This is a genomic window from Mesorhizobium sp. M6A.T.Ce.TU.002.03.1.1 (genome assembly GCF_003997275.1).
GTDB lineage: Bacteria > Pseudomonadota > Alphaproteobacteria > Rhizobiales > Rhizobiaceae > Mesorhizobium > Mesorhizobium mediterraneum.
The window spans coordinates 22,536-30,475 of the sequence record NZ_RZTI01000074.1 but is presented as its reverse complement, the minus strand read 5'-3'; the positions used below and the strand labels follow the sequence as shown (position 1 = coordinate 30,475).

Annotated in this window: 12 protein-coding genes; 7 read left to right on the top strand and 5 right to left on the bottom strand. The window is 64.5% G+C overall.

The annotated features are described in order from the left end of the window. The coding region (locus EOC93_RS20895; protein WP_127205564.1) for a hypothetical protein at positions 1 to 968 on the top strand (968 nt) is incomplete at its 5' end. A 363-nt stretch (positions 969 to 1,331) separates the two neighbouring features. After that, the gene (locus EOC93_RS20890) at positions 1,332 to 1,952 is read left to right on the top strand and encodes a nucleoside/nucleotide kinase family protein (RefSeq protein WP_127205563.1); all 621 of its coding nucleotides are present in this window, start codon (positions 1,332 to 1,334) and stop codon (positions 1,950 to 1,952) included. 46 nt (positions 1,953 to 1,998) lie between these two features. Here EOC93_RS20890 and EOC93_RS34175 read toward each other — a convergent pair whose 3' ends face one another. The 4 genes from EOC93_RS34175 to EOC93_RS20870 form a co-directional block, all read right to left on the bottom strand. Beyond that, a complete protein-coding gene (locus EOC93_RS34175; RefSeq protein WP_164759219.1) occupies positions 1,999 to 2,307 on the bottom strand; it encodes a hypothetical protein in 309 nt (102 codons plus the stop codon). A 143-nt stretch (positions 2,308 to 2,450) separates the two neighbouring features. Beyond that, positions 2,451 to 3,155, bottom strand: coding sequence for a glutathione S-transferase N-terminal domain-containing protein (locus EOC93_RS20880; protein ID WP_127205561.1), 705 nt, complete (start codon positions 3,153 to 3,155; stop codon positions 2,451 to 2,453). A gap of 140 nt (positions 3,156 to 3,295) precedes the next feature. After that, positions 3,296 to 4,504: a beta-ketoacyl-[acyl-carrier-protein] synthase family protein gene (locus tag EOC93_RS20875; protein WP_127205560.1), complete on the bottom strand. Its 1,209-nt coding sequence runs from the start codon at positions 4,502 to 4,504 to the stop codon at positions 3,296 to 3,298. A gap of 4 nt (positions 4,505 to 4,508) precedes the next feature. After that, positions 4,509 to 4,763: an acyl carrier protein gene (locus EOC93_RS20870; RefSeq protein ID WP_126104109.1), complete on the bottom strand. Its 255-nt coding sequence runs from the start codon at positions 4,761 to 4,763 to the stop codon at positions 4,509 to 4,511. 204 nt (positions 4,764 to 4,967) lie between these two features. On the opposite strand from EOC93_RS20870, the gene EOC93_RS20865 reads away from it, so the two are divergent. Genes EOC93_RS20865 through EOC93_RS20845 form a run of 5 tightly spaced genes read left to right on the top strand, consistent with a single transcriptional unit; the run spans position 4,968 to position 7,377 of the window. After that, complete coding sequence (locus EOC93_RS20865) at positions 4,968 to 5,810, top strand: urease accessory protein UreD (RefSeq protein ID WP_164759220.1); 843 nt, start codon at positions 4,968 to 4,970, stop codon at positions 5,808 to 5,810. Between the two features lie 43 nt (positions 5,811 to 5,853). After that, entirely contained in the window at positions 5,854 to 6,156 is a 303-nt protein-coding gene (locus EOC93_RS20860; protein ID WP_095484607.1) for an urease subunit gamma, read from the top strand. A 24-nt stretch (positions 6,157 to 6,180) separates the two neighbouring features. Next, on the top strand, positions 6,181 to 6,438 hold the full coding sequence (locus EOC93_RS20855) for a DUF1272 domain-containing protein (protein WP_095484606.1): 258 nt from the start codon (positions 6,181 to 6,183) through the stop codon (positions 6,436 to 6,438). Between the two features lie 31 nt (positions 6,439 to 6,469). Further along, positions 6,470 to 7,063 (top strand): HupE/UreJ family protein, encoded by a 594-nt coding sequence (locus EOC93_RS20850; RefSeq protein WP_127205559.1) that lies wholly within the window; start codon positions 6,470 to 6,472, stop codon positions 7,061 to 7,063. Between the two features lie 8 nt (positions 7,064 to 7,071). Beyond that, the gene (locus EOC93_RS20845) at positions 7,072 to 7,377 is read left to right on the top strand and encodes an urease subunit beta (RefSeq protein WP_077374464.1); all 306 of its coding nucleotides are present in this window, start codon (positions 7,072 to 7,074) and stop codon (positions 7,375 to 7,377) included. A 26-nt stretch (positions 7,378 to 7,403) separates the two neighbouring features. Here the strand turns inward: EOC93_RS20845 and EOC93_RS20840 are convergent, their stop codons facing one another. Further along, positions 7,404 to 7,898 (bottom strand): hypothetical protein, encoded by a 495-nt coding sequence (locus EOC93_RS20840; protein ID WP_127205558.1) that lies wholly within the window; start codon positions 7,896 to 7,898, stop codon positions 7,404 to 7,406. Between the last annotated feature and the right edge of the window lie 42 nt (positions 7,899 to 7,940).

Sequence of the window (7,940 nt, the reverse complement as noted above, 5' to 3'; positions counted from 1 at the left end):
GCGAGCGGCGCCCGAAGTACTTCCCCGCCGGCACCGTGCGCCTGTCCGGCGACTTTCTCTGCGCGCCGTTTTCGCGCAGCGATGTCGAGGAAGCGCCGCTGCATGGCTGGCCGGCCAACAGTCGCTGGGATGTCGTCGGCAGCGAGGCGACTGCCGATGGCTGGCGCGCGGTCTTCAGGTTGCAGCACAAGGTCATGGGCGCGACGGTCGACAAGATCCTCACCTTGCGCGACGACCACCCGTTTCTCTATCAGGAACATGTCTTTTCCGGCGGTTCCGGCGCGATTTCCGTCGCCCATCATCCGATGACGGTGATGAAGGACGGCGGCAAGCTGGCTTTCTCGCCAAAGCGGTTTGCGGCAACGCCGGACGACCCGCTCGAGCCCGATCCGGCCCGCGGCCGTTTTCTCTTCGCCTATCCGGCCCGCTCAGCAGACCTGACGCATTTTCCCGCCGCCGATGGCGGCACGCTCGATTTGACCGACTACTGCATGGACCAGAGCCGAGAGGATTTCGTCACGCTGGTCGAGGCCGACCATGGCGGGCCGGGCTGGACCGCGCTGGCGCGAAAGGCGGAAGCCGATCTCGTTCTGGTGCTGAAGAACCCGGCCGAGCTGCCGGTCACCATGCTGTGGATCAGCAATGGCGGGCGCGACTACGCGCCGTGGAGCGGCCGTCATCGCGGCGTGCTCGGCATCGAGGATGGCCGCACGGCGCTCGGCCATGCCGCCTCGCTGGGCGACAACTGGCTGAAGCGGGAAGGGGTGGCGACCGCCTTTGCTCTGGCTGAAGGTCGCAGCGTCTCGTTCCGCCACGTCATCGGCGCCCTGCCCTTATCCGGCGGCGGGCCGCCGCGCGACATCACCACCGCGCAGGGGCACGTGCGCCTCACGGCTGCCAACGGTTCGACCCGGAATGTCGCCTTCGACAGCGATTTCCTGCGGCTCGGCAGGTCGGTCCCAGCCTGAGTGTCCTGGGCGATCGCTTCAGGTTGGAGTTCGCCTTCCATTGCGAGCGTTGGCGCTGCCCCCTCACCCGGTTTGCCAACCGAATTGCAAAGAGCAATTCGGGGCAATCCGACCTCTCCCCGAGGGGAGAGGAGATCGGCAGCGCCGGCTCCTATCTCTCTTCTCCCCAGCGGGGAGAAGGTGGCCGCGAAGCGGCCGGATGAGGGGGCAGTGGCGCCGCCCTCGACAATTGGTCGGTCTTCAACACAAGTAACAAGCGATCATTGCTGAAGCGACTACCCTGGACAACGTCAGTCCCGGATTTGAAATTCCGCCAAACTATCGCCAAGATGCGATCGAAAACACCCAGCCAGAAAGGCTCCGATGTCCGAGATCGCTCATCTCGCCGCCACCATCTTCAAGCGCGCCGGCAAGGCGCAGCGTTTTGTCGTCGCCATCGCCGGTCCTCCGGGCGCCGGCAAGTCGACGCTGTCGACCCGCCTGCATGAACTGCTGCCGGAGGGTGCGGCCGAAATCGTGCCCATGGATGGCTTCCATTACGACGATGTCGTGCTTGAGCGGCGCGGTCTGCGCGCGCGAAAGGGCGCTCCGGAAACTTTTGACTTTGCCGGCTTCGAAACCTTGCTGAAGCGCATCCGCGCGGCCGAGCCCGACATCGCCATTCCGGTGTTCGACCGCAGCATGGAATTGTCGCGCGCCGCCGCCTCGATCATCGCCGCCGACACCAAGTTCATCCTGGTCGAAGGCAATTATCTCTTGCTTGACGAAGAACCCTGGTCGCGACTGGCCCCGCTGTTCGATTTCTCTATTTTCGTCGATGTGCCGCGTGCCGAGCTCGAGCGCCGTCTGCTTGAGCGATGGCACGAGCATGGCCGCTCCGACGAGGATGCCCGCGCCTGGATCGCCTCCAACGACATGCCCAACATCGACCGCGTGCTTGCCCGCCGCCGCCCTGCCGATCTGGTGATTGGCGATCACGCTTGATGCGCAGCACGGCCCGCCGGAACCTTAGGACTTTCCGACCGTTATGTCAGATACGGCAATGATGCTGACATAAGGGAAACTGTCCGATGGCAACCAAGGCAAGAAAGCCTGCGCCCGGCAAGGGCAGGGCGACTCGATCAAAGGCAACTGAATCAAAGACAGGCGCCGTCCCGGCGGTCGCCGCCCGCTCCAAGGATGCAAAGCCTACTTTCGGCAAGGCGGCGCCGAGGAAAGTGATGCCGGGCGCTGCCAAGGCCACGGCAAAACACGCCAAGCCCAGGAAATCGGAGCCCAGGAAATCGGCAAATGGCGGCTTGGCAGACAGCGCAATGCGCACCGTGAAGGCGACGGCCAATGTTGCGGCCGGTGCGGTTGTCGCCGCGGCCCGGGGCGCTGCGTCCCTTGCCGCTTCCGTCATGGGCAAAGGCAGCCATGGGCAAGGGCGGCGCTAAAACCAAATAGGCCGAGCCGTCCTTTCTGCGCTACCGGCCGGTTCGGTCAGCCCCGAGCGGGGATGTTGAGGCCCTTTTGCACGGCCGGTCGCGCAAGGCCGCGTTCCAGCCATGCCGCGACATTGGGAAAGTCGTCGAAACCGACAAGTTCCCGTGCTTCATAGAAGCCGATCAAATTGCGCACCCAGCCCAGCATAGAGATATCGGCGATTGTGTAATCGTCGTCCATTATCCAGCTGCGGTCCTTCAGCCTCGTCTCGAGCACGCCGATCAGCCGCCGCGACTCGTCGCGATAGCGCTCCAGCGGGCGCTTATCGGCGATCTCGCGTCCGGCGAATTTGTGGAAGAAGCCGACTTGGCCGAACATCGGCCCGATCGAGGCCATTTGGAAGAACACCCACTGGATCGTTTCGTAACGCCGCACCGGGTCGGCCGGGATCAGCTGGCCGGTCTTGTCGGTGAGATAGAGCAGGATGGCGCCGGATTCGAAAAGCCCGATCGGCTTGCCGCCCGGGCCGTTCGGATCGATCATCGCCGGTATCTTGCCGTTGGGGTTCAGCGACAGGAATTCCGGCGTCCAGCTTTCGTCCTTGCCGATGTTCACCGCATGCGCCTCGTATGGCAGGCCGAGTTCCTCCAGCGCGATCGACACCTTCACCCCGTTCGGCGTCGGGAACGAATAGAGCTGGATGCGTTCGGGATGTTTGGCCGGCCAGCGCGTGGCGATCGGAAAGGCGGACAGGTCGGTCATCGAAAACTCCTGGGCGGGGATTTTTGCGCGCACGCGGGAGGGGCGGGTCGCAGAGAAATAAGCGTGACGGGCGGCCCGAATCAATATGACGGCTGAAAAGTTTCGCCGTGCCCGGACAACCAGCCGTGAACCGCCTGCGGTCAGACCGCCTTGACCGCCAGCACCGCATTGGTGCCGCCGAAGGCGAAGCTGTTGCTCATCGCAACGCGCACCTTGCGCTCGCGCGCCACATTCGGCGTGATGTCGAGATCGCAATCGGCGTCGGCCTCGCGAAAATTGGCCGTCGGCGGCACGATGCCGTCGCGGATCGCCATCACGCAAGCGATCAGCTCCAGGGCGCCCGACGCGCCGAGGCAGTGGGCGTGCATCGATTTGGTCGACGAGATCGAAAGCCTGTAGGCATGGTCGCCGAAGACGCGCTTGATCGCCGCCGTCTCGATCTGGTCGTTGGCCTTGGTGCCGGTGCCATGCGCATTGAGATAGTCGATGTCTTCCGGATTGAGCCCCGCGTCGACGAGGCAGAAGCGCATCGCCGCCTCCGGCCCTTCGATGGTCGGCGCGACGATATCGGAGGCATCGCCGGAAAGGCCGACCCCGGCATTTTCGGCGAGAATTGGGGCGCCGCGCGCCACCGCATGCTCATGGGTTCCCAGAACCGCCATGCCGGCGCCTTCGCCGAGCACCAGGCCCTGGCGATCGGCCGAAAATGGCCGGCACGTGTCAGGCGCCAGCACCCGCAGCGCCTCCCAGCCTTTCAGGATGCCCCAGACCAGCGGCGCATCGGTGCCGCCGGCGACCATGATATCGGCGCGGCCGAGCCTGATCTGGTCGACCGCCGAGGCGATCGCGTGATTGGACGAAGAGCAGGCCGAGGTGATGCCGAAGACCGGTCCACGCAGGCCGAGATCCATGCTGACATGGCCGGCCGCAGCGCCCGGCATCACTTTCGGCACGGTGAAGATCCCGGTGCGATTCTTGCCTTCGAGCAGGATGGCGCGATAGCTCTCCTCGATCGCCTCCCAGCCGCAGACGCCGACGCCGACGATGGCGCCCATCCTGTAGGTGTTGGCTGCGTGCGAGGTCAGCCCGGCTTGTTGCGCGGCCTCCCGCGCGGCGATCGTCGCCAAAAGGCTGAAGCGGTCCATCGACACGACCTGCTTGCGGTCGATACCGTGATCGGGAAGCGTCTTGATTTCGCAGCCGACCCTGACTTTCAGGTCATGCAGCTCCGAATTGACGATCGGACCGATGGCCGAACGGCCGGCGCGCATCTCGCCCCAGATCGCGGGTGCATTGGTGCCGAGCCCGCATAGGCCGCCGATGCCGGTAATGACGACGCGCTTGTGCATTCAGTCAGGCTTTTTTCGCGATCAGCGCGCGAACCGCCTCGACCATGTCGCCGACGTTCTTCAGGTTGCTCCAGGCGTCGACCGTGTTCATCTCGATCTCGATGCCATACTGTTCCTCGAGGTCGAAGATGATCTCCGTCAGTTCCAGCGAATGGATGCCAAGTGAGGTCAGTTCGGTAGTGGTGGTGATTTCTTCGCCACCGGGCTCGGCATGAGCCTTGATCTTCGCGATGATGTCCGTTGCCAGCTGGTCAGCCATTCGGTTCCTTCCCCAACCTTGTCGTTTCTCGACGCCAACGGATCAGCGCCCCTTTTTTCCCGGATTCAAAATCGTCATCGTCGCCTTTTACCCCGTCAGGCGCTGCATGACAGTACCAAGGTGGCTCCCTCTATAGAAACCGAAACGTTGTCAAGCAACAAGCTATATATCGACAAAGGCGCCGCTGTGCTTAACGTTGGCGCCGTGGATACGATCGAACATGGCCTGACCTCGGTGCTGCCGGCCCAGCGCGTCGCCGGAATGGCGCAGCTTGGCTGCGACAGGAATGGCGACCGCACGCGTCTTCGGCGCCTCTATCAGGATGGTTCCGCCAAGATCCGCATGCCGGCCGTCTCGGCCGATCCGCTCGAGGCCGTCTTGATCAACACCGCCGGCGGGTTGACCGGCGGCGACCGCCTTGGCTGGGAGGTCGATGTCGGCGCCGGCGCCTCCGCCACCATAACCACCCAGGCCTGCGAGAAGATCTACCGTGCCGCATCCGATCGTGCCGAGGTGCGGGTGAAGCTGACGGTCGACGCTGGCGGTCGCATCGCCTGGCTGCCGCAGGAAACCATCGTCTTCGATCGATCGGCCTTTGCCCGCAGGCTCGACCTAGAGCTTGCCGCCGGTGCCGAGGCGCTGGTGCTCGAGGCGACCGTCTTCGGCCGCCTCGCCATGGGCGAACGCGCGACGTATGGCAGCTTCCACGACCGCTGGCGCGTCAGTCAGGACGGAACGCTTGTTCATGCCGAGGATTTCCGCATCGGGCCCGGCATTGCGGCCATTCTGGGCCGTTCCGCGGTGGCCGGCGGCGCCATAGCAATGGCGACGGTGCTGATGGTCTCGCCGCGGGTGGAGGCTTTGCTCGATCCGGCCCGGGACATTATCGGCGGCCAGGGCGACGCCAGTGTCTGGAGCGTGAAGAAATCTGGCAAGCTTCTTGCGAGGCTGTTTGCCGAGGACGGCTACCAGCTCCGCAAGCGGCTGGTTCCGCTCGTCGAATTGCTCAACGGGCGGGCGGGTCTGCCCAAATTATGGTCACTCTGATTCCGATTACGCCACTCCTGATTAAGCCATCCTAGGGAAACGCATGAACCTGACGCCAAGGGAAAAGGACAAGCTGCTCATCGCCATGGCGGCGATCGTGGCGCGCAAGCGGCTCGAACGCGGCGTCAAGCTCAATCACCCGGAGGCGATCGCGCTGATCACCGACTTCGTCGTCGAGGGCGCCCGCGACGGCCGCCAGGTCGCCGAGCTGATGGAGGCCGGCGCCCATGTCGTCAGCCGCGCGCAGGTTATGGAGGGCATCGCCGAGATGATCCACGACGTCCAGGTCGAGGCGACGTTTCCCGACGGCACCAAGCTGGTCACCGTGCACGAGCCGATAAGGTGAGGCCGATAAGGTGAGGAGAGGAAAATGCTTGAGCTGCGACCCAACTGTGAATGCTGCGACAAGGACCTGCCGCCTGAGGCAATGGACGCGCTGATCTGCACCTTCGAATGCACCTTCTGCGCCGATTGCGTGGCAAATGTGCTGGCCGGCGCCTGCCCGAATTGCGGCGGCAATTTCTCCATGCGCCCGATTCGGCCGGCGGCGATGCTGATGAAATATCCCGCTTCGACAAAGCGCGTCTTCAAGGCCGAGGGCTGCGGTCCGGCCCGCGATGCCGCGTGACGGCACGATCCTGACAACGGAAGGCATATCGATGGTTCCCGCAACGATCAAACGCACGTCCCTCTCGGCGGTCCTGCTTCTCGCCGCTGCAATGCCCGCCTATGCCCATGTCGGCATCGGCACGACCTCGTCCTGGTCAGCCGGCTTCATGCATCCGCTCTCCGGCCTCGACCACCTGACGGCGATGATCGCGGTCGGGCTATGGGCGGCCCTCAAGGGCGGCAAGGCGGTTGTCGCATGGCCGCTCGCATTCGTCGGCGTCATGCTGGCGGGCGGCGCGCTCGGCATGCTGCAGGTGCCGTTGCCGTTCGTCGAACCGGGCATACTGGCGTCGGTCGTGGCGCTGGGACTGCTGGTCGCGCTCGCGGTCGATCTTCCCGTCTCGGCCGGCGTCGCCATCATCGGCCTGTTTGCGCTGTTCCACGGTCACGCCCATGGCACCGAAGTGCCTGAAAACGCCAGCGGACTCGGTTATATGGCCGGCTTTGCCGTCGCCACTGCGCTGCTCCATGCCGCCGGCCTCGCTGCCGGTCTTGGCCTCGGCATCAGGTTCCCAGGCCTTGCGCGCGCCGCCGGCGGCGCCTGTGCGGCCGTCGGTGCCGGCCTCGCCTTCGGCGTCTTGTGAGGCTGGCGATGATCCCGGGCGAAATCATCACGGCAGGCGGCGAGATCGAACTGAACAAGGGCCAGCCGACCATCACGATGAAAGTGGCCAACAGCGGCGACCGGCCGATCCAGGTCGGCAGCCACTATCACTTCTTCGAGACCAATGAGGGGTTGAAATTCGATCGCGACAAGGCGCGGGGCATGCGCCTCGACATCGCCGCCGGCACGGCAATGCGATTCGAGCCCGGTCAGGAGCGCGACGTCACGCTAGTGCCGCTCGGCGGCAAGCGCGAGGTCTACGGGTTTCAGCAGAAGATCATGGGCGCGCTGTGATATCCAAGGCGTCGAGCAGTTCCGGCTCAGCTGGGTGGCTTGGCCGCCGCGTAGATGACGACCTTTCCGGGATCGTCGAATTCCACGGCGAGAACGTCTTCGGTCAGCACGCGTCGCGAGTCGATGGCGTTGAACAGCAATGCGTTCGCCTCGATCTCCTTGCGCAGTTCCGCAATGTCTTCCTGATGTTCCTTAACCTTGGTCTCGATCTCCGGCGGCGGACCGCCTTCCGTGCGCGCCGCATCGGTGAGGAACACGATATCGACCTTGTCGAGCTTGGATGTCTTGCGCACCGCGCCGATGTTTTCACGCGTCCGGTCGATCGCCGTGGCGACTTTGCCGGCCTCCACAGCCGTGTTGGTCTCTTCCTGGCCGACCTCCGAGCCGATGATCCTGTCGACGGTGTCCGGGCCTTCAAGACCCTGCGCATTCAGCGCGGCCTGGGGGACGGTCGCCGCGAGAAACGCAGTTGCGGCAATCATATGCAGCCATCTTGTGTCGGGGAAGGTGGTGATCGCCATCGCTCGCTCTCAGAGCCTCTTTCGAGGCTCGTTTCTACGCCA

Bases quoted from the DNA above. Each gene is read 5' to 3' on its own strand.
- EOC93_RS20890 (WP_127205563.1), top strand. From the start codon at position 1,332: ATGTCCGAGATCGCTCATCTCGCCGCCACCATCTTCAAGCGCGCCGGC.
- EOC93_RS20880 (WP_127205561.1), bottom strand. From the start codon at position 3,155: ATGACCGACCTGTCCGCCTTTCCGATCGCCACGCGCTGGCCGGCCAAA.
- EOC93_RS20875 (WP_127205560.1), bottom strand. From the start codon at position 4,504: ATGCACAAGCGCGTCGTCATTACCGGCATCGGCGGCCTATGCGGGCTC.
- EOC93_RS20870 (WP_126104109.1), bottom strand. From the start codon at position 4,763: ATGGCTGACCAGCTGGCAACGGACATCATCGCGAAGATCAAGGCTCAT.
- EOC93_RS20860 (WP_095484607.1), top strand. From the start codon at position 5,854: ATGAACCTGACGCCAAGGGAAAAGGACAAGCTGCTCATCGCCATGGCG.
- EOC93_RS20855 (WP_095484606.1), top strand. From the start codon at position 6,181: ATGCTTGAGCTGCGACCCAACTGTGAATGCTGCGACAAGGACCTGCCG.
- EOC93_RS20850 (WP_127205559.1), top strand. From the start codon at position 6,470: ATGGTTCCCGCAACGATCAAACGCACGTCCCTCTCGGCGGTCCTGCTT.
- EOC93_RS20845 (WP_077374464.1), top strand. From the start codon at position 7,072: ATGATCCCGGGCGAAATCATCACGGCAGGCGGCGAGATCGAACTGAAC.
- EOC93_RS20840 (WP_127205558.1), bottom strand. From the start codon at position 7,898: ATGGCGATCACCACCTTCCCCGACACAAGATGGCTGCATATGATTGCC.